Origin of the sequence: Acuticoccus sp. I52.16.1 (assembly GCF_022865125.1) — a bacterium.
Classification (GTDB): domain Bacteria; phylum Pseudomonadota; class Alphaproteobacteria; order Rhizobiales; family Amorphaceae; genus Acuticoccus.
Genome location: NZ_CP094828.1, coordinates 312,784 through 335,930 on the forward strand (window position 1 = coordinate 312,784; position 23,147 = coordinate 335,930).

At 68.8% G+C, this 23,147-nt stretch carries 21 protein-coding genes and 2 tRNA genes; 17 read left to right on the plus strand and 6 right to left on the minus strand.

Annotated features, from left to right (window positions below):
• The first annotated feature begins 220 nt into the window (after positions 1-220).
• The 3 genes from MRB58_RS01425 to MRB58_RS01435 all read left to right on the plus strand — a co-directional run bounded on the left by MRB58_RS01425 (position 221) and on the right by MRB58_RS01435 (position 3,998).
• Positions 221-1,846, plus strand: coding sequence for an AMP-binding protein (locus MRB58_RS01425; RefSeq protein WP_244779861.1), 1,626 nt, complete (start codon positions 221-223; stop codon positions 1,844-1,846).
• A gap of 134 nt (positions 1,847-1,980) precedes the next feature.
• Positions 1,981-2,796: an NAD(P)-dependent oxidoreductase gene (locus MRB58_RS01430; RefSeq protein ID WP_244779862.1), complete on the plus strand. Its 816-nt coding sequence runs from the start codon at positions 1,981-1,983 to the stop codon at positions 2,794-2,796.
• Positions 2,793-3,998, plus strand: a complete 1,206-nt coding sequence (locus MRB58_RS01435; RefSeq protein WP_244779863.1) for an FAD-binding oxidoreductase — start codon at positions 2,793-2,795, stop codon at positions 3,996-3,998. Before MRB58_RS01430 ends, MRB58_RS01435 begins: the two co-directional genes overlap by 4 nt.
• A 3-nt stretch (positions 3,999-4,001) precedes the next feature.
• On the opposite strand, the gene MRB58_RS01440 is transcribed toward MRB58_RS01435, so the two are convergent.
• Positions 4,002-4,388, minus strand: a complete 387-nt coding sequence (locus MRB58_RS01440; protein WP_244779864.1) for an ester cyclase — start codon at positions 4,386-4,388, stop codon at positions 4,002-4,004.
• 135 nt (positions 4,389-4,523) lie between these two features.
• On the opposite strand from MRB58_RS01440, the gene MRB58_RS01445 reads away from it, so the two are divergent.
• A complete protein-coding gene (locus MRB58_RS01445) occupies positions 4,524-6,881 on the plus strand; it encodes a Tex family protein (RefSeq protein WP_244779865.1) in 2,358 nt (785 codons plus the stop codon).
• Positions 6,878-7,516, plus strand: a complete 639-nt coding sequence (locus MRB58_RS01450) for an alpha/beta fold hydrolase (protein ID WP_244779866.1) — start codon at positions 6,878-6,880, stop codon at positions 7,514-7,516. The genes MRB58_RS01445 and MRB58_RS01450 overlap by 4 nt, the downstream gene beginning before the upstream one ends.
• Here MRB58_RS01450 and MRB58_RS01455 read toward each other — a convergent pair.
• The 3 genes from MRB58_RS01455 to MRB58_RS01465 all read right to left on the minus strand — a co-directional run bounded on the left by MRB58_RS01455 (position 7,513) and on the right by MRB58_RS01465 (position 10,058).
• On the minus strand, positions 7,513-8,736 hold the full coding sequence (locus tag MRB58_RS01455) for an MFS transporter (RefSeq protein ID WP_244779867.1): 1,224 nt from the start codon (positions 8,734-8,736) through the stop codon (positions 7,513-7,515). The two genes, MRB58_RS01450 and MRB58_RS01455, sit on opposite strands and share 4 nt — an antisense overlap.
• A 305-nt stretch (positions 8,737-9,041) precedes the next feature.
• Positions 9,042-9,686 (minus strand): phosphatidylcholine/phosphatidylserine synthase, encoded by a 645-nt coding sequence (locus MRB58_RS01460; RefSeq protein WP_244779868.1) that lies wholly within the window; start codon positions 9,684-9,686, stop codon positions 9,042-9,044.
• A gap of 295 nt (positions 9,687-9,981) precedes the next feature.
• A tRNA-Val gene (locus MRB58_RS01465) sits at positions 9,982-10,058 on the minus strand.
• 138 nt (positions 10,059-10,196) lie between these two features.
• Between MRB58_RS01465 and MRB58_RS01470 the strand changes: the two genes are divergently transcribed.
• The 10 genes from MRB58_RS01470 (at position 10,197) to MRB58_RS01510 (ending at position 18,223) form a co-directional block, all read left to right on the plus strand.
• Positions 10,197-10,273 (plus strand) — tRNA-Asp (locus tag MRB58_RS01470).
• Positions 10,274-10,344: 71 nt separating this feature from the next.
• Positions 10,345-10,596: a VOC family protein gene (locus MRB58_RS24905; protein WP_371747270.1), complete on the plus strand. Its 252-nt coding sequence runs from the start codon at positions 10,345-10,347 to the stop codon at positions 10,594-10,596.
• A 178-nt stretch (positions 10,597-10,774) separates the two neighbouring features.
• A complete protein-coding gene (locus tag MRB58_RS01475; RefSeq protein ID WP_244779869.1) occupies positions 10,775-11,140 on the plus strand; it encodes an NADH-quinone oxidoreductase subunit A in 366 nt (121 codons plus the stop codon).
• A complete protein-coding gene (locus MRB58_RS01480; protein ID WP_244779870.1) occupies positions 11,131-11,721 on the plus strand; it encodes an NADH-quinone oxidoreductase subunit B family protein in 591 nt (196 codons plus the stop codon). The genes MRB58_RS01475 and MRB58_RS01480 overlap by 10 nt, the downstream gene beginning before the upstream one ends.
• Position 11,722: 1 nt before the next feature.
• Positions 11,723-12,340 carry an NADH-quinone oxidoreductase subunit C gene (locus tag MRB58_RS01485; protein ID WP_256461699.1) on the plus strand — a complete coding sequence of 206 codons (618 nt, stop codon included), beginning with the start codon at positions 11,723-11,725 and terminating at the stop codon, positions 12,338-12,340.
• Positions 12,340-12,753, plus strand: a complete 414-nt coding sequence (locus tag MRB58_RS01490) for a GFA family protein (protein ID WP_244779871.1) — start codon at positions 12,340-12,342, stop codon at positions 12,751-12,753. Before MRB58_RS01485 ends, MRB58_RS01490 begins: the two co-directional genes overlap by 1 nt.
• 1 nt (position 12,754) lies before the next feature.
• Positions 12,755-13,939, plus strand: a complete 1,185-nt coding sequence (locus tag MRB58_RS01495; protein WP_244779872.1) for an NADH-quinone oxidoreductase subunit D — start codon at positions 12,755-12,757, stop codon at positions 13,937-13,939.
• Positions 13,940-14,134: 195 nt separating this feature from the next.
• Positions 14,135-15,550 (plus strand): NADH-quinone oxidoreductase subunit NuoE, encoded by a 1,416-nt coding sequence (gene nuoE, locus MRB58_RS01500; RefSeq protein ID WP_244779873.1) that lies wholly within the window; start codon positions 14,135-14,137, stop codon positions 15,548-15,550.
• 51 nt (positions 15,551-15,601) lie between these two features.
• Positions 15,602-16,918, plus strand: a complete 1,317-nt coding sequence (gene nuoF, locus MRB58_RS01505) for an NADH-quinone oxidoreductase subunit NuoF (RefSeq protein WP_244779874.1) — start codon at positions 15,602-15,604, stop codon at positions 16,916-16,918.
• A gap of 150 nt (positions 16,919-17,068) precedes the next feature.
• Positions 17,069-18,223 carry a DUF6492 family protein gene (locus MRB58_RS01510; RefSeq protein WP_244779875.1) on the plus strand — a complete coding sequence of 385 codons (1,155 nt, stop codon included), beginning with the start codon at positions 17,069-17,071 and terminating at the stop codon, positions 18,221-18,223.
• A gap of 29 nt (positions 18,224-18,252) precedes the next feature.
• Here MRB58_RS01510 and MRB58_RS01515 read toward each other — a convergent pair whose 3' ends face one another.
• Positions 18,253-19,152, minus strand: coding sequence for a hydroxymethylglutaryl-CoA lyase (locus MRB58_RS01515; protein ID WP_244779876.1), 900 nt, complete (start codon positions 19,150-19,152; stop codon positions 18,253-18,255).
• Between the two features lie 9 nt (positions 19,153-19,161).
• Positions 19,162-20,553: a PLP-dependent aminotransferase family protein gene (locus tag MRB58_RS01520; RefSeq protein WP_244779877.1), complete on the minus strand. Its 1,392-nt coding sequence runs from the start codon at positions 20,551-20,553 to the stop codon at positions 19,162-19,164.
• Between the two features lie 126 nt (positions 20,554-20,679).
• Here MRB58_RS01520 and MRB58_RS01525 point away from each other — a divergent pair, with 126 nt between their 5' ends.
• Together MRB58_RS01525 and dctP are read left to right on the plus strand one after the other, a co-directional pair.
• On the plus strand, positions 20,680-21,972 hold the full coding sequence (locus MRB58_RS01525; RefSeq protein WP_244779878.1) for a hydroxymethylglutaryl-CoA reductase, degradative: 1,293 nt from the start codon (positions 20,680-20,682) through the stop codon (positions 21,970-21,972).
• A 106-nt stretch (positions 21,973-22,078) separates the two neighbouring features.
• Positions 22,079-23,125 (plus strand): TRAP transporter substrate-binding protein DctP, encoded by a 1,047-nt coding sequence (gene dctP / locus MRB58_RS01530; RefSeq protein ID WP_244779879.1) that lies wholly within the window; start codon positions 22,079-22,081, stop codon positions 23,123-23,125.
• The last annotated feature ends 22 nt before the right edge of the window (positions 23,126-23,147 follow it).

The window sequence follows — 23,147 nt, forward strand, 5'->3', positions numbered from 1 at the left end:
AACGGCCGTAGTTGAGACCGCGTGCCGACCCGTGCCGCGGAACCCCTGCGGGAAATGTGACGGCAAAGGGGCACTGTCGAGATTCCAGTTCCGGCCTTCCGAAAAAGACTTTGGTGCCATGCCCATCGGCCCGCCGCGCGAACGCGCTGTTGCCAAACCGGGCGCGATGTCGCCACGCTCGCACCCTCGACCCTCCTCGACCGATACCGGACCGTCCCCCATGCCGAACGACAGCGTCTCGCCGTCCTCCATCCCCACCCCCGCGCAGTGCGTCCTTCGCGAGATGCTGACCCATGCGGCCGACCGCCACCCCGAGCGTGACGCCGTGCGGTTCTGGCGCGGCGAGACGTGGACATATCGTGCGCTGCGTGAGCGCGTCACGCGCCGCGCCGCGGCCCTGCGCGAGGCCGGCGTCGCCCAGGGCGATCATGTGCTGACGTTCATGAACAACGGCCCGGAGCTGCTCGTCACCTGGTATGCGATCAACTGGCTGGGTGCGGTCTACGTCCCGGTGAACACCGCCGCGCGGGGCCGTCCGCTGGCGCACATCCTCACCAACGCCGACGCCGAGGTGATGATCGCCCACCCCGGCGCCCTCGCCCGGCTGGAAGGGATCGAGACCGGCGCGCTCGGCACCGTCCTCGTCCCGCCCGGCTTCGCGGGAGAGGGTGAGGCGGCGCCGGTTCCGGGCCTCGTGGTGCGCCCGCTCGCCGAGCCGGAGGGAGCGGTGGGCGACGTCGCCCCGCAGCGGCCGATCATGCCGTGGGACGCACAAGCGATCATGTACACCTCCGGCACCACCGGGAACGCCAAGGGCGTCGTCTTCTCCTACGTCCAGCACTGGACGATGGGGCCCGAGGCGATGCATGCCATCACCGAAGACGACGTGACGATGATCTGCGGGCCGATCTTCCACTGCGGCTCGACGCTCTACGTCAACACCATGCTCGCCCGCGCCGGGACCATCGCCATGGTGCCCGAGTTCCGCACCGCCGACTTCTGGGACGCGGTGCGCGAAACCGGCTCCACCGCCGTTCTGCTGCTGGGCGTGATGGCGAGCTTCCTCCTCAAGGCGCCCGAGACGGCAGGCGACAAGGACCACCCGCTGGCCAAGGTCTACATCGTCCCCTTCGGCGAGGATGCGCCGCGCTTCCGCGACCGTTTCGGCGTGAGCCTCTACACTGTCTTCAACATGACCGAGATCGCGAGCCCCCTCGTCGCCGGCCCCGGCATCGAGACGCCGGGCCTCGCCGGCACGGCCCGTCCGCCGTTCGAGCTGCGCATCGCCGATGCCGACGACCTGCCCCAGCCCGACGGCACGGTGGGCGAGCTTCTGGTGCGCTCGCACCGGCCGTGGGCACTCTTCTCGGGCTACTACAAGAACCCGGAGGCGACGGCGGCGGCCCTGCGCAACGGCTGGTTCCACACCGGCGACGCCTTCCGGCGCGAGGCGGACGGCACGTTCACCTTCGTCGACCGGCTGAAGGACGTGATCCGCCGCCGCGGCGAGAACATCTCCTCGTTCGAGCTGGAGAGCGAGATCCTGACCCACCCCGCCGTGCAGGAGGCGGTCGCCGTCGCGGTACCGAGCGACGTCACCGAGGACGAGGTGCTGGCCGTGGTGGTCGCGGTGCCCGGCGGCACGATCGACCCGGCGGGGCTGATCGAGCATCTCGCCGAGCGGCTGCCGCACCACATGGTGCCGCGCTACGTGCGCATCGTCGACGCGCTGCCCAAGACCGCGTCGGGTAAGCTGCAGAAGCACGAGCTGCGCACCGCCGGCCTGACGGACGACACGTTCGACCGGGAGGCCGCCGGCATCCGCATCCGCCGCGCCAAGCTGTAGCGGGGGCGGTGCAACAGCGGGAGCGAGGGGCGGTGCGACAGCGGGGCGAGGGGCGGGGCGGATGGGGGTGCAATGCATTGCATTTCCTGCCCGTCTCGGGCCTCCTGCGGACACGAACCGACGGAGCCGACGCGATGACCACGCCCTACGACACCATCCTCATCACCGGCGCCGCCGGGGCGCTCGGCACCGAGCTGCGCCGCGGCCTCGCCCCGCTCGCCGAGACGCTCCGCCTCGCCGACCGCATGCCCATCGCCGACCTCGCTCCCCACGAGGAGGCCGTCACCTTCGACCTCGCCGACGAAGCCGCCACGATGGCCGCCACCGAGGGCGTCGACGCGATCGTCCATATGGGCGGCGCGCCGGTCGAGAAGCCGTGGCAGGAGATCCTCGACTCGACCATTCGCGGCACCTACCACCTCTACGAAGGGGCGCGGAAGCACGGGGTGAAGCGCATCGCGTACGCCTCATCGGTGCACGCCATCGGCTTCCACCGGCTGAGCGACCATATCGACACCACGACGCCGACGCGGCCCGACACGCTGTACGGCGTGTCGAAGTGCTTCGTGGAATCCCTGTCGTCGCTCTACTGGGACAAGTTCGGGATCGAGACCGCGTGCGTGCGGATCTTCTCGTCGTTCCCGGAGCCGGCGGACCGGCGGCACCTGTGGTCCTGGCTCTCTTATGCCGACCTCGTGCGCCTCTTCTCGGCCTGCCTCACCGCGCCGCACGTCGGCCACACGATCACCTTCGGCATCTCCGACAATCGGGTGAAACCGGTCGACAACTCGCGCGCCGGCCACCTCGGCTATGCCCCGCAGGACACCACCGAGCCCTACCGCGCGGCGCTCGAGGCACGCACGCCCCCGCTCGACCCCTACGCACCGGAAACGCTGTGCTACGGCGGTGCCTTCGTCACCTACCCGCACCCGGACGATCCCGCCCGATGAGAGACGGCTACGACGTCGTCATCGTCGGCGGGGCGGTGATCGGCTCGTCGGTCGCCTACTTCCTCGCCGCCAATCCGGATTTTGCCGGCACCATCCTGCTGGTGGAACGCGACCCGACCTACCGCACGGCCTCAACCTCTCTGTCGGTGGCGGGTATCCGCACGCAGTTCTCCAATCCGATCAACGTCAAGATCGGCCTCTTCGGCGTCGCCTTCATCAAGGCCTTCACCGAGACGATGGAGGTCGACGGCGACCGGCCCGATCTCGGCTTCCAGGAGGGCGGCTACCTCTTCCTCGCCAAAACGCCCGAACAGGTGGCGACCTTGCGGGGCAATCATGTGGTGCAGACCGCGAACGGCGCCGACATCGTCCTGTGGGACCCGGCCGAGCTCGGCGCCGCCTTCCCGCACCTTCGCACCGGCGACCTGGCGCTGGCGTCCTACGGGCGCGCCAACGAAGGCTGGTTCTCCAACACCGGGCTGATGGACGGCTGCCGCAACAAGGCCCGCGCGCTGGGCGCGGAGGTGATCGCCGACGAGGTGGTCGCCATCGGCCGCACCGGCAACGCCGTCACCACCGTGACGCTGAAGTCCGGCGCCACGGTGAAGGCCGGCACCGTGGTCAACGCATCGGGTGCCCGCGCCTCGCTGACGGCGCGGATGGCGGGGCTCGCGGTCCCGGTGGAGCCACGCAAGCGCACGCTCTTCGTGTTCGACGCCGCCCGTTCGCCGCAGGGGAGCGCCACCGTCAACGGCGGGCGGCTGCCGCTGATGATCGACCATACCGGCGTCTTCTGCCGGCCCGAGGGGCGCTACTTCCTGTCCGGCTGCGCGCCGGTGGAGGATCCCGCCGTCCCGTTCGACGACTTCGAGCCGCGCTACGAGGAGTTCGAGGAGATCGTCTGGCCGGCGCTGGCGGAACGATGCGAGGCGTTCGAGGCGATCAAGGTCGTCAACCAGTGGGCCGGCCACTACGATTTCAACGTGCTCGACCACAACCTCATCGTCGGCCGGCATCCGGAGGTGACGAACTTCGTCTTCGCCAACGGCTTCTCCGGGCACGGCCTGCAACAGGGGCCGGCGGCCGGGCGCGCGGTGTCGGAACTGATCACCTACGGCGGCTTTCGCACGCTGGACCTCACCGAGGTCGGCTACGAGCGGGTGGTCGCCAACCGTCCCTTCGTCGAACAGGCGGTCATCTGAGCCTCAGATCTGGCGGGCGATGGCGTCCTTGTCGATGATCGACCACACGGTGCGGATGCGCCCGTCCGCGAACTCGTAGAAGATGTTCTCGGCGAACCGGACACGCCGGCCGTTCACGGCGAGACCGAACAGCGTGCCGACGGGCGTGCAGTCGAACTGAAGGCGGCTCGCGACCCACGGCGGGTCGGCAGTCAGACGCTCGATCTCAAAGTGCAGGTCGGGGATGGCGCGAACGTCCCCCTCCAGCATCGCCCGGTAGCCGGCGAGGCCGATGGTGGCGCCGTTGTAGGCGACGTCGGTCCCGACGAAGTCGCCCAGATGGTCCCAGTCCCGGCGGTTCAGACAGTCGATATAATGCCGGTAGGCCCGGCTCAGTTCATCGCGGGTCATGGGGCAGTCGACCTTTCGATCCGGCATCGGGTGGCGCGACGGTTGGGCGCGCTTCTGTGTGCACCGGGCGCGTGTCACTTGGAAGACGCGCGGGGCGGCGTTATCCCCTCCGCTCCGCAGCGAGAGGAGCCGATCTTGGACAAGACCGCCGAGACTATCGCACGCATCATCGCCGAGGACATCGGCGCGCGGCCGGCGCAGGTCACCGCCGCGGTCGAGCTGCTCGACGGGGGCGCCACCGTCCCGTTCGTCGCGCGCTATCGCAAGGAGGCGACCGGAGGGCTCGACGACACGCAGCTGCGCACCCTGGGCGAGCGTCTCGTCTATCTGCGCGAGCTGGAGGCCCGGCGCGCGACGATCCTGCAGTCGATCCGCGAGCAGGGCAAGCTGACCGACGACCTCCACCGCGCGGTCGCCGGCGCCACCACCAAGGCGACGCTGGAGGACCTCTACCTCCCCTACAAGCCCAAGCGCCGCACCAAGGCGATGATCGCCCGCGAGAACGGCCTTGAGCCGCTGCTCGCCGCGATCCACGAGAACCGCGCCGCCAAGCCGGAGACCCTCGCCGAGGCGTTCGTGAACGACAAGGTGGCGACGGTGAAGGCCGCTCTGGAGGGCGCGCGCGACATTCAGGCCGAGGCGCTGACCGAGAACGCCGCGCTCATCGGCAAGCTGCGCGCCTTCATGCAGCGCGAGGCGCTCATCTCGGCGACCGTGATCCCCGGCAAGGAAGAGGCCGGCGCCAAGTTCTCCGACTATTTCGACCATCGCGAGAAGTGGGCCGACATTCCCGCCCACCGCGCGCTCGCCGTCATGCGCGCGGCCAACGAGGAGGTGGTGACGCTCGACATCGCGCCGGAGCCGGAGACCGGGACGGCGCGCGCGGAGGGTATCGTCGCGGCCGCGCTCGGCATCCAGGGCGAGGCACCGGGCGACCAGTGGCTGCGGCAGGTCGCCGGGTGGACCTGGCGCGTGAAGCTGAAACTCTCGATGTACCTCGATCTCCTGGGCGAGCTGCGCCGGCGCGCGCACGAGGACGCGATCGCGGTGTTCGCCCGCAACCTCAAGGATCTGCTGCACGCCGCCCCCGCCGGACCGCGGGCGACGCTGGGGCTCGACCCCGGCATCCGCACCGGGGTGAAGGCCGCCGTGGTCGACGCCACCGGCAAGCTCGTCGCCACGGCGACGCTCTACCCGTTCCAGCCGAGGAACGACGTGCGCGGCGCGCAGGACACGATCGTCGAGCTGGTGAAGCGGCACGGCGTGGAGCTGATCGCGATCGGCAACGGCACCGCCAGCCGCGAGACCGAGAAGCTCGTCGCCGATACGATCCGCCTGATCCCCGACGCGACGCCCAAGCCCACCAAGGTGATCGTCTCCGAGGCGGGCGCGTCGGTCTACTCGGCCTCCGAGCTCGCCTCCAAGGAGTTCCCGGACCTCGACGTGTCGCTGCGCGGGGCGGTCTCCATCGCGCGGCGGCTGCAGGACCCGCTGGCGGAGCTGGTGAAGATCGAGCCCAAGTCGATCGGCGTCGGCCAGTATCAGCACGACGTCGACCAGAACCGCCTCGCCAAGGCGCTGGACGCCGTGGTCGAGGACGCGGTGAACGCGGTCGGCGTCGACCTCAACACCGCCTCGGCGCCGCTGCTGGCCCAGGTCGCGGGCCTCGGGCCCTCGTTGGCGCAGGCGATCGTCACCCACCGCGACACGCACGGCGCGTTCGCGACCCGCAAGGCGCTGATGAAGGTGACGGGCCTCGGCCCCAAGGCGTTCGAGCAGTGCGCCGGCTTCCTGCGGATCCAGGGTGGCAAGGAGCCGCTGGACGGCTCGGCCGTGCACCCGGAGGCCTACGGCCTGGCGCGGCGCATCGTCGAGGCCTGCGGGCGCGATATCCGCGACATCCTGGGCAACTCGGATGTGCTGAAGGGGGTGAGGCCGCACGACTTCGTCGACGACACGTTCGGCCTGCCCACCGTGCGCGACATCCTCGCCGAGCTGGAAAAGCCCGGCCGTGACCCGCGGCCCGACTTCCGCACCGCCAGCTTCGCCGAGGGTGTCGACCAGATCTCCGACCTGAAGCCCGGCATGGTGCTGGAGGGGACGGTCACCAACGTCGCAGCGTTCGGCGCGTTCGTGGACGTCGGCGTGCACCAGGACGGGCTGGTGCACATCTCGCAGCTCGCCGACCGTTTCGTGAAGGATCCGCACGAGGTGGTGAAGGCCGGCGACGTGGTGAGCGTGCGCGTCGTCGAGGTCGACATCGCGCGCAAGCGCATCGGGCTCACCATGCGCAAGGACGTCGCCCCCGGCGAAGCACAGCCCGCGCGCCGCACGGCGCGAGAGGCACAGCCGGCGGGCGGCGGTCGCGGCCGGCCCGAGCGTGGCGGCAAAGGCGGCGGTTCGCGGGGCGGCGCCGACCAGCGCCCGCAGCGGGACGAGGGCAACAGCGCGCTCGGCGCCGCGCTCCTCGAGGCGATGAAGAAGTCCTCGTGACGTCGGCGGCGCCCTTCCTGTTCGACGGGCCGGAGGGCGCCGCCACCACCCTCCTCCTCGCCCACGGCGCCGGCGCGCCGATGGACTCCGCGGCGATGACCGCCATCGCGGCGGCGCTCGCCGCCCAGGGCCTGCGCGTCGCCCGCTTCGAGTTCGCCTACATGGCGGCCCGGCGCGAGGGCGTGCGAAAGCCCCCGCCGCGCGCCGAGACCCTGCTGGGCGAGTACCGCGCCGCGCTCGACGCGCTGGCGGGGACGGGCCGCGTCGTCATCGGCGGCAAGTCGATGGGCGGGCGGGTCGCCTCCATGATCGCCGACGAGATGCACGCGGCGGGGCGTATCGCCGGCCTCGTCTGCCTCGGCTACCCGTTTCACCCGCCGGGCAAGCCGGACGCGCTGCGCACCGCGCACCTCGCGACGCTCGCGACCCCCACGCTCGTCTGCCAGGGCACGCGCGACCCCCTCGGCACTCGCGAGGAGGTCGCCACCTACACGCTCTCGGGCGCGATCGAACTGTCGTGGCTGGAAGATGGCGACCACGACCTGAAGCCGCGCAAGCGGCTCACCGGGCGCACCCTCGCCGACCACCTCGCCACCATGGCGCAGACGGTCGCCGCCTGGGCCGCCCGGCTTTAGGCGATGGCCGGCCGGACGCGCGGGGTGCGCGTCTTGGCGAGGATCAGCAGCATGATGCCCATGTTCAACACGTTGAAGGCGATGCCGTTGACGAAGGCCATGTCGTACGACCCGGTCACGTCGCGGATATAGCCCGACAGCCAGCCGCCGACGCCCATGCCGATGATCGTCGCCATCAGCACGAAGCCGATCACCGTGCCTGCCTCCCGCGCCGGGAAATATTCGCGCACGATCACCGCATAGGACGGCACGATCCCCCCCTGCGACAGGCCGAAGACGAAGCTGACGATGAAGAGGCCGGAGACCACCCCGTCGAACGGCAGGTAGAGCGACAGGGCGAAGCACTGCAAGGTGGCGCCGATGAGGAGCGTCTTCACCCCGCCCAGCCGATCCGCGACCGCGCCGAAGGCGATGCGCGAGACCACCCCGCCGACGAGCATCAGCGACAGGATCTGCGCCCCCACCACCGGGGCGCAGCCGAGGTCCACCGCCAGCGAGACGACGTGCACCTGCGGCATCGCCATCGCCACGCAGCAGCCGACGCCGGCCACCGCCAGCAGCAGGCGCAGCGTACCGAGCGAGAGGTCCACCGAGCGGCGGCGCACGGCCGACAGCGCTTCGGAATGGGCCATCGCCTCGGCCGGTACGCGCCGCTTCAGCAGCAGTGCCAGCGGCACCAGCGAGACGACGACGATGACTGCGAGCGTGGAGTAGACCCCGCGCCAGCCGGCCTCGGCGAGAATGCCGCTCAGCACCATCGGCCAGAAGGCGCCGGCGATGTAGTTGCCGCTCGCCACCAGCGCCACGGCGATCCCCCGGCGCCGCGAGAACCAGTGCGAAATATCGGCCAGGAGCGGGCCGAAGCACGACCCGGTCCCGAGCCCGACGAGGACGTGCAGCCCATAGATGACGAAGAGGTTTTCGGAAACCGCCGTCAACGAGTAGGCCAGACACAGCGTCGCGGTGGCGATGAGCAGCGCCGTGGTGATGCCGAACCGGTCGACGATGCGGCCGATCAGCAGATTGCCGGCGGCGAAGCCGACCATGGTCATCGTATAGGGGATCGAGGCGTCGGCGCGGTCGATGGCGAAATCGGCCTGTAGCGCGGGCATGATGACGACGACCGCCCAGATCCCGACATTGCCCACCGCCGCCACGATCAGCGTGAGAACCAGCCGCACCCAGGAATAGCGGCTATCGAGAATGTCTTCGGCACTCATGGTTCGCTCCCGCTGGCGGCCGCGCGGTCCGCCTTGTTCGTCCCCCGGTCGCATGGGGCCGTCGGGCGGCCGGCCGGGGGTTCGTGCGAGCTATAGCACCTAACGGGAGGCGCGGGCGATCACCCGCCGCTGGTTCGCCGCACACCGCGAGAGGCCGAAGGCGAGGATCCGCGGGATGGCTGGCGCCGCCGATCGGCAGCTCGATTCGGAGGGCAGAATCCCCGAATAGGACGCGAGAGCGTGCGCGGTTAAGGCAGAATCGACGGGTTGGGAGACACGAGGCCGACCTCCCGTCCGCTACCGCTTCATATCAGTGAAGCACTCCGTGACTTGTAAATCATCTGCTGCGCGATACCCGCGAGCAGCAAATAGGCGGACGTCACGGCCACGATCCCGGTCAACGCGGACATCGGGGCGAAATCGAACCACGCGGAATATGCAATGCAGCCTGTCCAGATCACCGCCACGGGCAACGACACGATCCGCCAGCGCGAAGTCCGCACCGGATGAATAAACCGCAGCATGAGGAACTGAGCGGCGGACAGCAGCAGGACCAGCCCGAGGATCACTCCCCACCCCGGCTGGATCACCAGCAATGCCAACACCACCATATTCCAGCATGCGGGAAAGCCACGAAACGACGCATCGTCCGTCTTCATCCGTGTATCGGCGAAGTATAGGGATGAGGCAAACGGGATGAGAAGCACCACGAACCAGCCCGTCCACCCTGGAAGCAAGCCCGATCCATAAAGGGCGTAGGCGGGGATCATCACATAGGTCAGAAAATCGATGATCAGGTCCAGCAGCGCCCCGTCGAACACGAGCGCGTTGGTGTGAACGTCGTAGCGGCGGGCCAAGGGGCCATCGATCCCGTCGACGACGAAGGCGACGGCCAGCCAGATCGCCATCATGGCCCAATCCTGCCGCGCGGCCTCCAGCAGTGCGAGCATGGCAAGCGATGCGCCCGCGGCGGTGAATAGGTGGACAGCGTAGGCTTTTAATCGCATTCGACAATGGATACCCTTTTTCCGCCGATGGAGAAAAGCGGATCGTATCGGATGGCCGTTTCGCGGCCGTCGACAGCGTCCCGATAGAGCTTTCGCAGTCACAGGAGAGCGGCCGAGGTGGCCGCGCATCGGACGATAACGCGGCATACGGACCGCACTCACGACGAGCGTTCGTCCCGCGTCGCTCGGGTGAGCGGACGCCACCAAATTCCACATGCCGCAGTGCTTCGGGGATTTCTGGTGGGCGGTGAGGGATTCGAACCCCCGACCTACTGGGTGTAAACCAGCCGCTCTAACCAGCTGAGCTAACCGCCCGTGGCGGCAGGAATAGCGTGCAGCCGGCGTTCTGGAAAGGTCGTCCACAAAGTCGTCTGAAAGTCGCTTGACACCTGAGCGGGGGGGCCTTAGTTCAGCAGCTCTCGCGGGCACAGCGGCAACGCAAAGCCCGGATGCGGGGGTGTAGCTCAGTTGGTTAGAGCGCCGGCCTGTCACGCCGGAGGTCGCGGGTTCGAGTCCCGTCACTCTCGCCATTCATATCCCCTCTCCCACATCGCAGTCCGCACACGGCTCCCTCACACGGCGCCCTCGCCAGGGTCGGCGGATCGCGGGCACTCGCCCGCCGCCGTGCCGTGGCTCGTCCCCCTCGCGTCCCGCATACCTGCCCCGCGCGGACCACTTCGCCGCGGAGCATCGCCGGCTCGTCGCCGCGGGGGTCGAATTCGAGGTGACGCCTCGGCACGAGACCTATGGGACGGTCGCGGTCTGTCGCGACCCGTACGGCGACCGCTGGGTCCTCCTGTCGGCCCGATCCGACCCGCGCGCAGGCCACGCACGGGACACGGAGCGGCGCTAAGGTGCCGGCGGGAGAGGCGATCGGCAACGCAGTGCACATCCAACCGTCGATGCAAGCGAGCCAAATTCGCGCGTCAGGTTGCGGCGATCAGCGGTTTGAGTCATTCCAAGGACGCCATACATGGAATGAGGCGACGTGACGGCGCTGACGCGTCCGCCCGCGCCTCGAAGGGGTATGAATGGAAGACCTCCTCACCAGCTACCTTCCGGTGATCATTTTCGCCGGGATCGCCACCGTCATCGGCCTCGCGCTGCTCGTCGTGCCGTTCCTCGTCGCGTACAAGTCGCCCGACAGCGAGAAGCTGTCCGCCTACGAGTGCGGCTTCAACGCGTTCGACGATGCCCGCATGAAGTTCGACATCCGGTTCTACCTGGTCGCGATCCTGTTCATCATCTTCGACCTGGAGGTGGCGTTCCTGTTCCCGTGGGTGCTGTCGTTCGACCATATCGGCTGGTTCGGGTTCGGCTCGGTGATGCTCTTCCTCGGGATCCTCACCATCGGTTTCGTGTATGAGTGGAAGAAGGGAGCGCTGGAATGGAATTGACCAAGGACAAGCCGATCCTCGACCAGCGTGGTCTGGGCACCGGCGGCGCTCCGGCGATCGCGCAGCCCGTCCCCGGCAACCAGCCGGACGACGCGTTCTTCAAGTCCGTGTCGGACGAGCTGTCCGACAAGGGCTTCGTCGTCACCTCGACCGAGGCGCTCATCCAGTGGGCCCGCACCGGTTCGCTGATGTGGATGACGTTCGGCCTCGCCTGCTGCGCCGTCGAGATGATGCAGATGTCGATGCCGCGCTACGACGTCGAGCGCTTCGGCGTCGCCCCGCGCGCCTCGCCGCGTCAGTCGGACGTGATGATCGTCGCCGGCACGCTGACCAACAAGATGGCCCCGGCGCTGCGCAAGGTGTACGATCAGATGCCGGAGCCGCGCTACGTCATCTCGATGGGCTCGTGCGCCAACGGCGGCGGCTACTACCACTATTCCTACTCGGTGGTGCGCGGCTGCGACCGCGTGGTCCCGGTCGACGTCTATGTCCCCGGCTGCCCGCCGACGGCGGAGGCGCTGCTCTACGGGATCCTCCTGTTGCAGCGCAAAATCCGGCGCACCGGCACGATCGAGCGTTAAGATGGCCTTCGAACCCGACATCAGCGCCCTGGAAGACCTCGCCGAGATGGTCCGCACGCAGGCGGGCGAGGGCGTGGTCTCCTCCGAAATCAGCTTCAAGCAGCTCACCATCACGGTGACGCGCGAGGCGATCGTCGACGTCGTGCGCTTCCTGCGCGACGACCCCCGCGCGGCCTTCGTCAACCTGGTCGACATCTGCGGCGTGGACTGGCCCTCGCGGCCGGAGCGGTTCGAGGTGGTCTACCACTTCCTCTCGCCGGTGCAGAACCAGCGCGTGCGCCTCAAGGTCCTGACCGACGAAGTGACCCCCGTCGCGTCGATCACGTCGCTCTTCCCGGCCGCCGACTGGTACGAGCGCGAGGCCTACGACCTCTACGGCATCCTCTTCACCAACCACCCGGACCTGAGGCGCATCCTCACCGACTACGGCTTCGACGGGTATCCGCTGCGCAAGGACTTCCCCCTGACCGGGTTCGTCGAGGTGCGCTACGACGACGAGGCCAAGCGCGTGGTGTACGAGCCGGTGAAGCTGGCCCAGCAGTTCCGCGACTTCGACTTCCTCTCCCCCTGGGAGGGAACGGACTACATCCTGCCCGGCGACGAGAAGGCGACGAACTGATGGCCGAGGAGAAGCACGGTCACTGCCAGTGCGGCGCGGTCAGCTTCACGGCGACCGTCCCCGGCGACGAGATCGACGCATGCCATTGCGGCACCTGCCGGCGGATGAACGCCGGGCCGACGATGGTCGTCCCGGTCCAGGACCTCGTCTACACCGGCGCGGCGCCGGCCACCTACGCCTCGTCCGAATGGGCGACGCGTTCTTTCTGCGGCACCTGCGGCACGACGCTCGCCTACCAGTCGAACGACGGCAAGTTCGTCGGCATGGCGGCGTTCGTGTTCGACCCGCCGCTCGACCTGCCGCTGAAGACCGAGGTCTTCATCGACGAGAAGCCCGACGTCTACGCCTTCGCGCACGTCGAGAATCATATGACCGGGGCTGAGGTCATGGCCGCTTTCGCGGGGAACGAGTGAGATGGCCGAGCAATCCGTCCGCAACTTCAACATCAACTTCGGCCCGCAGCACCCGGCCGCGCACGGCGTGCTGCGCCTGGTGCTGGAACTCGACGGCGAGATCGTCACCCGCGTCGACCCGCACATCGGCCTGCTGCACCGCGGCACCGAGAAGCTGATCGAGCACAAGACCTACATGCAGGCGGTCCCCTACTTCGACCGCCTCGACTATGTCGCGCCGATGAACCAGGAGCACGCCTTCGCGCTGGCGACCGAGCAGCTCCTCGGCATCGAGATCCCCAAGCGCGCCCAGCTCATCCGCGTCCTCTATTGCGAGATCGGGCGGCTCCTGTCGCACCTTCTCAACGTCACCACGCAGGCGATGGACGTCGGCGCCCTGACCCCGCCGCTGTGGGGCTTCGAGGAGCGCGAGAAGCTGATGATGTTCTACGAGCGGGCGTGCGGCGCTCGGATGCATTCCAACTACGTGCGTCCCGGCGGCGTCCACCAGGACCTGCCGCCCGACCTGATCGACGATATCGAGGCCTTCTGCGACCCCTTCCTGTCGGTGGTGGACGATCTCGACCGGTTGATCACCGACAACCGCATCTTCCGCCAGCGCAACGCCGAGATCGGCGTCGTCACCCTGGACGAGTGTTGGGCCTGGGGTTTCTCGGGCGTGATGGTGCGCGGCTCGGGCGCGGCGTGGGACCTCAGGAAGTCGCAGCCCTACGAGTGCTACGACGAGATGGAATTCGACATCCCCATCGGCAAGAACGGGGACTGTTTCGACCGCTATCTCATCCGCATGGAGGAGATGCGCCAGTCGGTCTCGATCATGCGTCAGTGCATCGACAAGCTGCGCGTCACGCCCGGCCCGGTCCACACGCTGGACGGCAAGGTCGCCCCGCCCAAGCGCCGCGAGATGAAGCGCTCGATGGAGGCGCTCATCCACCACTTCAAGCTCTACACCGAGGGCTACCACGTCCCCGAGGGCGAGGTGTATGCCGCGGTGGAGGCGCCCAAGGGCGAGTTCGGCGTCTACCTGGTGTCGGACGGCACCAACAAGCCGTACCGCTGCAAGATCAAGGCGCCGGGCTTTGCGCACCTGCAGGCCATGGACACGATGTGCGAGGGTCACATGCTGGCCGACGTGGCGGCCATCCTCGGCTCGCTCGACATCGTGTTCGGCGAGGTCGACCGGTAAGAGGGCCCGATGCAGCAGACCGCCGACGGCAACGTCATGACCGAGGTCGACGTCGGCACCCTGTCGCTCGCCCCGCCGGGCCTTCACCGTGGAAGGGGATGCGCCGTGGCGCGCCCTGCCGTGATGCCTACTGGACTTTCTTTCCCGCGCCTGCCTGCTAGGACAGTCGCGACCGCCGACTTTCGGAGCTGACCCATGGCCGTAAGGCGCCTCGCCGAACAACAGCCGCCCTCGTTCGAGTTCACGCCGCAGAACCTCGAATGGGCCAAGGCGAAGATCCAGGACTACCCGCAGGGCCGCCAGGCGAGCGCGGTCATCCCGATCCTTTGGAAGGCGCAGGAGCAGCACAACGGCTGGCTGCCCGAGCCCGCCATCCGCCTCGTCGCCGACATGCTCGAGATGCCGTATATCCGTGTCTTCGAGATCGCGACCTTCTATACGATGTTCCAGCTTCAGCCGGTCGGCACGGTGGCGCATATCGGCGTGTGCGGCACGACGCCGTGCATGCTGCGCGGATCGGACGACCTGATGGCGGTGTGCAAGAGCCGGATCGCGCCGCACGCGTTCGAGCTCTCCGAAGACGGCCGCTTCTCGTGGGAAGAGGTGGAGTGCGCCGGCGCGTGCGTGAACGCGCCGATGGTGCAGATCGGGTCGGACACCTACGAGGACCTGACAGCCGACAGCTTCAACGCCCTGATCGACACGCTGGCGAACGGCGGCACGCCGACCCCCGGTCCGCAATCCTCCCGCAAGGGCTCCGAGCCGATTACCGGCGCGACGACGCTGACCGACCCGAACCGCCACGTCCACGCCAAGGATCCCGACTCACCGGGCGATGGCGCGCCCGACAGCAACGTCGACCCCACGTCTCCGGCGGCGGCGGGCGAGAACATCGGCCGACCGGACGGTGACAACCGTGTCGAGGTCGAGGCCGCGCGCTCCGAAGGCGGTGCCGCATCGGACAAGGTCGAGAGCGACGGCGAGCCGGTGAGCGCCGAGGAGGCCGACCGCGCCGCACCGAGTGGCGACAACGCGCAGACCAGCCCGTCCGCGCAAGAGGCCGAGATCACCCCCTCGCTCGACACCCGCGCCGAGGAACCCGCAGCGCCGGAATCCGCCGCATCCGAGCCCGCCACACCCGAGACGGAAGAGGCCCCCGCGCCAGAGGCGTCCGACGAGCCGCCCGCGGGGGAGACCCCCGCCGCACCGGAGCCGGCGCCCGAAGCGCCACCGGCCGAGGAGCCCGTCGCCGAAACCGCCGACACGCCGGACGAAGCCGGGTCTCCGGCGCCCGTGGAAGCGGCAACGCCGGCCAAGGCCTTCCCGCCCGCACCGGACCCCATGGCCGCCGAGCGCGCCGACGCCGCCGGCGAGCGGCCCGAGGCCCGCACGCGCGAGGAGGTCGGCGAGCCGGATCGGTTGCAGCGCATCTCCGGCATCGGCCCGGTCATCGAGAAGACCTTGCGCGAGCTGGGCGTCTTCACGTTCGAGCAGATGGCCGCCTGGAACGACGCCAACAAGGAATGGGTGAACGCCTACCTCGCGTTCAAGGGCCGCATCGACCGCGAGCGCTGGGTCGAACAGGCTCAGGACATCTTGAAAGAAAAGTAAGACGGGGTCGCACGACCCGTCATTCGACCGACCCCGTCACGGAGCCCGACCATGCTGAGCGATCAGGACCGCATCTTCACCAACCTCTACGGCTTCGAGGACTGGAGCCTCGAGGGGGCGCGCAAGCGCGGTCAGTGGTCTGGCACCAAGGGCTTCGTCGACCAGGGGCGTGACTGGATCATCGAGCAGCTCAAGGGCTCGGGGCTGCGCGGCCGCGGCGGTGCAGGTTTTCCGTCGGGCCTCAAGATGAGCTTCATGCCCAAGGCGTCGGACGACGGCCGCCCGCATTATCTCGTCGTCAACGCCGACGAGTCCGAGCCCGGCACCTGCAAGGACCGCGAGATCATGCGGCACGACCCGCAGCTCCTCATCGAGGGCTGCCTGCTCGCCTGCCGTGCGATGGACGCGCACTACTGCTACATCTACGTGCGCGGCGAATATATCCGCGAGCGCGAGCAGCTGGAGCGGGCGGTGATCCAGGCCTATGAGGCGAACCTCATCGGCAAGAACAACGTCCACGGATGGGACTGCGACATCGTCGTCCACCACGGGGCGGGCGCCTACATCTGCGGCGAGGAGACGGCGCTGCTGGAGAGCCTTGAGGGCAAGAAGGGCATGCCGCGCCTGAAGCCGCCCTTCCCCGCCAACATGGGCCTCTACGGCGCGCCGACGACCGTCCACAACGTCGAGACCATCGCCGTGGTGCCGGAGATCCTGCGCCGCGGCGCCACCTGGTTCGCCGACCTCGGCCGCCCCAACAACACCGGCACCAAGCTCTTCTGCATCTCCGGGCACGTCGAGAATCCGTGTACCGTGGAGGAGGAGATGGGGATCACCTTCCGCGAGCTGGTCGAGCGCCATTGCGGCGGCGTGCGCGGCGGGTGGGACAATCTGCTGGCGGTCATCCCCGGCGGCTCTTCGGTGCCGCTGATCCCGCACTGGGAATGCGACGACCTCAACATGGATTTCGACACGCTGCGCGACAAGAAATCCGGCCTCGGCACCGCCGCGGTGATCGTGATGGATAAATCCACCGACATCGTGAACGCCATCACCCGCCTCTCCTACTTCTACCGCCACGAGAGCTGCGGCCAGTGCACCCCCTGCCGCGAGGGCACCGGGTGGATGTGGCGCGTGATGAAGCGCATGGTCGAGGGCAAGGCGGAGCTGCGCGAGATCGACAACCTGCTCGACGTCACCAAGCGCGTCGAGGGGCACACCATCTGCGCGCTGGGCGACGCGGCGGCGTGGCCGATCCAGGGCCTCATCCGCCACTTCCGCCCGGAGATGGAGCGCCGCATCAAGGAATATCAGGCGACGCACGCGGCGCCGACGGCCGCCCACGCCCCGGCCATCGCCGCCGAGTAACCCGCCCGCGGGCGGCGATCGGGCGGCGATCGGGCTGAGCGGATCGCCCGGTCCCGGCACGGAGCAGGCGCGCGCGCCTGAAGGCGGCGGTTGCACAGGGAGAGCGACATCGACGGACGAACCCCTGCCCCGTCGTTCTGGGCTACGACGATGAACTGCCACGTTTCGGTGGCGGCGAACGGCGATCCGATCGAATCCACCGACGGTACGACATGGAAGCCGGTCGGCCACCAGCGAGCGTCGACCGCACTCGGCGATCTGGCCGACGCCGATCTGTCTCCCGCGGCGTATCACGAGCTTCGTTTCGCGCTCGAGATTCTGTCGCGCCGCTTCCTCAGCGCGCGGGAAGTCGCCGAGAGGGCGATCGCGGACGGTGCCGTCAGCCCCGCCTTGTGGGCGCGGCACGCCGCCAACGAGTGCAAGCTCGGCGAGGTCGGCACCGCGCTGGAAGCGGCGCGCAATGCGGGCGACGCGGCGCTGATCGCAGAGATCGAACGGGTCCAGCGCAAGGTCTACTGGCGCACCGCGCCCGTCCCCGCACGGGTCGAGAGCGACGCCGGACCGTTGGAGCGAATCGGCCTCTTCATCAAAACCTTCCCCGGCGACGCCGAGCAGCTCGCATATCTGCTACGGTCGATCGACAAATATTGCCGTGGATTCTCGCAGCTCGTCATCGTCAGCGACGAAGGCTTCGAGCCGGGACCGTTGCCGACCAGCCTGCCCGTCAGCGTCGCCTATGAACGGGTGCCGCAGCTCGAATGGTGCAAGCCGCGCCGCAGGTCGGGCTATTGGTTTCAGCAGGGCGTGAAACTGACCTGGCCGCGCTACTGCAACTGCGACGCGGTGATCACGCTCGATTCGGATGTCGTCGTCACGGGTGAGATGACGCCGCGCTCCTTCCTGCGCGACGGCGCGCCGATGGTGCCGCATCGTCCCTGGGGCGCCCTGAAGACACCCCATCCCGGCCCGGTGTGGAAGCTGTCGGCGGACTACCTCCTCGGTGCGCCGACAACGCGGCAGCACATGGTCTGGCCCGGCGCGATCCTCACCCGCAAGGCCACCACCGCGCTGGACGACTATATCCGCGCGCACCTGGGGACCGACGCGATGGACGTCTTCCTGCGCGACCCGGAAGGGCTGCGGCTGTCTGAGTTCGAGTTCTTCGGCACATTCGTCACGCATGTGGAGAGCCACGGCTATGTCGGCGTGCCGTTTCACGAGAACCGGCCGCCGATTCGCAAGTTCCAGTCGACGGAGCCGCTGACCGAGGCGCACCTCGCCGAAATCGCCGCGATCCTCGCGTAGCGCAGGCTGGCGGCCGTGGATTTGCCGGCCTACGCCGCCGCGGTGACGGCGGCGAGGTGGGAAGGCACCGGCCGGCCGATCGCCTCGCCGACGAAGCGGGCGACGCCGACGAGCGCGTCGAGGTCGATCCCCGTCTCGATCCCCATGCCGTGCAACATGTAGACGAGGTCCTCGGTGGCGACGTTGCCGGTCGCGCCCTCGGCGTAGGGGCAGCCGCCCACGCCGCCGACCGCCGCATCCAGCACCGCCACGCCGAGGTCGAGGCACGCGTGGATGTTGGCGAGCGCCTGGCCGTAGGTGTCGTGGAAATGCAGCGCGATACGCTCGATCGGCACCCGCTCGGCGACACGCTCGGTCATGCGGCGCGCGGCCGCCGGGGTGCCGCGGCCGATGGTGTCTCCGAGCGAGACCTCGAAGCAGCCCATCGCGTGCAGCCGCTCGGAGACCGCGACGACCGCCTCCAGCGGCACGGCCCCCTGGTAGGGGCAGCCGAGCACACACGAGACGTAGCCGCGCACGCGCACGCCCTCCTCGGCGGCGCGCTCCATCACCGGCGCAAACCGCTCCAGGCTCTCGTTAATCGAACAGTTGATGTTCTTCTCGCTGAACGCCTCCGAAGCGCTGGCGAAGACGGCGACCTCGTCGCAGCCCGAGGCGATCGCCGCGTCCAGACCCTTGAGGTTCGGCACCAGGACGGGATAGCGCACGCCCGGTTTGCGGTGCATCGCGGCCAGGACCTCGGGCGTGCCGGCCATCTGCGGCACCCATTTGGGTGACACGAACGCCCCCGCCTCGATCACCGGGCAGCCGGCGGCGGCCAGACGGTCGATCAGCTCGGCTTTGACGGCGGGCGGGACGACGGCCTTCTCGTTTTGCAGCCCGTCGCGCGGGCCGACCTCCACGATGGTGACGCGGGCGGGAAGAGACATGGCGGATCCTCAGCGAAGTGCGGTCTTGAAGAAGTCGATGAGCCGCGCGTCGGCACCGTAGGCGACGTTCACGCGGATGGCGCCCCGCTCGGCCGGGTTCAGGGCGGCTCGGTTGGGGCGGAAGATGCTGCCGGGGGCGAGGAAGATGCTGCGCTCGGCGGCGGCCTGCACCATCGCCATCTCGTCGACATGCGCCGGCAGCTCGGCCCAGACGTAGAAGCCCGGCACCTTCGGCGGACGGATCGTCAGGCCCACGCCCTCCAGCGCGCTCAACGTCTTGAGGTGCGCCTTCTCGACGCGCGTGCGCAGGCGGCGCAGGTGCCGCAAGTAGTGGCCGCGCTCGATGAGGCCGAGCACGAACGCCTCGACATAGTCCGAGCTGGCGACCGAGGTGAGCATCTTGATGTCGCGCAGCGCGGCGACGACGGCGGGCGACCCGGCGACGAAGCCGCAGCGCAGGCTCGCCGACAGCGTCTTGGAGAAGGTGCCCACGTAGAGGACGCGCTGGAGCTGGTCGAGCGCGGCGAGGCGCGTCAGCGTCGGCGGGACGATGTCGGCGAAGGCGTCGTTCTCGACGACGATCATGCCGGAGCGCTCCGCCGCCTGCAGGATCGCGAACGCGACCGAGGGGGAGAGCGACGACCCGGTCGGATTGTGCGCCTGGCTCTGGGTGAAGAACGCCTTGGGGTTCAGCGCCAGCTTGGCGTTCAGCTCCTCGATGTCGGGCCCGTCGTCACCCCGCTTGACGCCCTCCATGCGGATCCCGGCCAGCGCCAGCTTGCCGAAGAGCGGATAATAGCCGGGATCGTCGACGAGCACCGTGTCGCCGGGGCGAAGGAAGTGGCGGATGATGAGGTCCAGCGCGTGATTGGCGCCATGGGTCAGGAGGATCCCATCCTCGGCGGCCGAGATGGACCGCTCCAGCAGCATGACGCGCAGCCGCTCGCGCAGCGCCGCCAGGCCGTAGGACGAGCCGTAGCCGAAGGTGTCCGCCCCCTCGATGTTGCGGCTGGCGGTGAACCAGCGGCGCAGCTCCGAGCCTTCCATCCATGTGGCCGGCGGGCGCCCGTCGCCGGGGCGCACGGCGTAGCTCTTGTCGAGCTGTTCACGGAGCAATGAAACGAGGTCCACCGCTGCACTGACATGAGGCTGCGGTGCCGTCGCGACGGGCATCCGGTCCCGCCGCACCACATAATAGCCCGACCCGGCCCGAACCTCGAGGAGGCCGGCGGCGACCAACCTGTCATACGCTTCGGCCATGGTATTTTTTGACACACCATACTCGTCCGCCGCCTTGCGGATCGACGGCAGGCGCTGCCCCACGGCCCACGAATCGGCGTGAAGCCGCGCGCTCACTGCCTCCACCACGGCATCGACGCGTGATGCTGGCCGTCCCCTCACTAGATTGTCCCATTTAATTGTTGGGACAGTCGCGCCAGTTAACCGGCCATCTGTCCCTTGATTGTCCCGTTAGGTAAGCAGACAACAAATGGAAGAAGCGCGCAAGACAAGGTCGGGAGTGGCGCAATGGATCAGGCCCAAAAAGTAAGCTCGCGGTTGGAGGGCTACCGCAACAAGGCGCCGCAGGCGCGGCTCGAGCAGCTCGCCGCCGCCACCAGCCTGTCGCAGGGCGACAGCGCCGCGCTCGCCGGACAGGGCGCGCTCTCTGTCGAGCGCGCCAACGGCATGATCGAAAACGTCATCGGCGTGTTCGAGATGCCGATGGGCGTCGCCACCAACTTCACCATCAATGGGCGCGACATCCTCATCCCGATGGCGGTCGAAGAGCCGTCGGTGGTGGCCGCGGCCTCCTACATGGCCCGCATCGCGCGCGACAACGGGGGCTTCGTCACCTCCTCGACGCTGCCGATCATGCGCGCGCAGGTGCAGGTGATCGGCGTGACCGACCCCTACGGCGCCCGCTCGCGCATCATGGGCGCGAAGGCGCGCATCATCGAGGCGGCGAACGCCAAGGACGCCTTCCTCGTCGAGCTCGGCGGCGGCTGCAAGGACATCGAGGTTCACGTCTTCCCGCAGACGCGGCGCGGGCCGATGGTGGTGATGCACCTCCTCGTCGACGTGCGCGATGCGATGGGCGCCAACGCGGTCAACACCATGGCCGAGGCGGTCGCCCCGATCGTCGAAGAGGTGACCGGCGGGTCGGTGCGGCTGCGCATCCTCTCCAATCTTGCGGACCTGCGCCTGTCGCGCGCCACGGTGACGCTGACCGAGGCCTCGCTCGCCTCCAAGGAATTCTCCGGCCGGCGCATCATGGACGGCATACTCGACGCCTACGAGTTCGCCGCCATCGACCCCTACCGCGCCGCGACGCACAACAAGGGCATCATGAACGGGATCGACCCCGTGGTCGTCGCCACCGGCAACGACTGGCGCGCGATCGAAGCGGGTGCCCACGCCTACGCCGCGCGCGCGGGCCGCTACACCTCCCTGACGACCTGGGAGGAGGACAACCAGGGCCGGCTCGTCGGCACCCTTGAGATGCCGATGGCGGTGGGCCTCGTCGGCGGTGCGACCAAGACGCACCCCGCCGCGCAGGCCGCGCTGAAGGTGATGAACGTCGACAGCGCGTCGCACCTGGGCGAGATCATCGTGGCGGTCGGCCTGGCGCAGAACATGGCGGCGCTGCGGGCGCTCGCCACCGAGGGCATCCAGCGCGGCCACATGGCGCTGCACGCCCGCAACATCGCCATCGTCGCCGGCGCGGTCGGCGAAGAGATCGAGAAGGTCGCGGCCGAGCTTGCCCGCCTTCACGACGTGCGCACCGACAAGGCGCGCGAACTCCTGGAGAAGATGCGCTGACGGCTCCGGCCGCCATGCGCTTGCGAGGGCCCCGGCCCTCGTGCCCCCTTTCCCCAATGCGGCCCTCGAAAGCCGCGCCAGAAGAGATCCCACAGGGAGGACGTTGATGACCAAGATTTCCCGCCGCACGTTCGGCAAACTCGCCGGTGGCGCGGCCGCATTCGCCGCGGCCGGCTCGCTCGCCGCCCCCGCCATCGCGCAGGGGCAGAAGGTGAAGTGGCGCATGCAGGCGCTGTGGGACGGCGGCACCACCCCGCTCCAGTTCGAAGAGGACTTCGTCACCCTGGTCGGCGAGAAGACCGGCGGCGACTTCGAGATTCAGCTCTTCTCGGCCGGCCAGATCGTGCCCCCGGCGCAGGCGTTCGACGCGGTCCGCGGCGGCGCCTTCCAGCTGATGAAGACCTTCGACGGCTACGAGGCCGGCAAGATCCCTGCGCTCGCCTTCACCTCGACGATCCCGTTCGGCTTCCCCGAGGCCGCGCAGTACAATGCCTGGTTCTACGAGAACGGCGGCATCGAGATGGCGAAGGAGGCCTACGCCCCGGCCGGCCTCTCCTACATCGCCCCGTCCGTCTACGGCCAGGAGCCGATCCACTCGAAGGTCCGCATCACCGAGATCGCCGAGTTCGCCGGCAAGAACGGGCGCTTCGTCGGGCTCGCCTCGGCCGTCATGTCCGGCTTCGGCGTGAAGGTATCGCCGCTGCCGACCTCCGAGGTGTACTCCGCGCTCGACAAGGGCCTGATCGATATCGCCGACCGGGGCGACCTGCAGGCCAACCTCGACGCCGGCCTGGGTGAGGTGGCCAAGTTCATCATCCTGCCGGGCGTGCACCAGCCGACGACGTCGACCTCGTACGTCGCCAACACCGCGGCGATGAAGCAGCTGCCGGACGGCTTCGCCGAGGCGCTCGCCGAGGCCGCCAAGGAGACCGCCGAGGCCTACGAGGCGAACAAGATCGAGAGCGACAAGTCCGCCCTCGCCGCCTTCCAGGAGCAGGGTGTCGAGGTGATCGAGCTGGCGCAGGACGACGTCGTCGCGGCGCGTCCGAAGGCGCAGGAGCTGTGGCAGCAGGCCACAAAGGGCAACGCGCTCGCCGAGAAGATCCTCGAGTCGCAGGTGGCGCTGATGAAAGAGCTCGGGCTCATCAGCTAACCGCTGGTCCCCGAACAAGGCT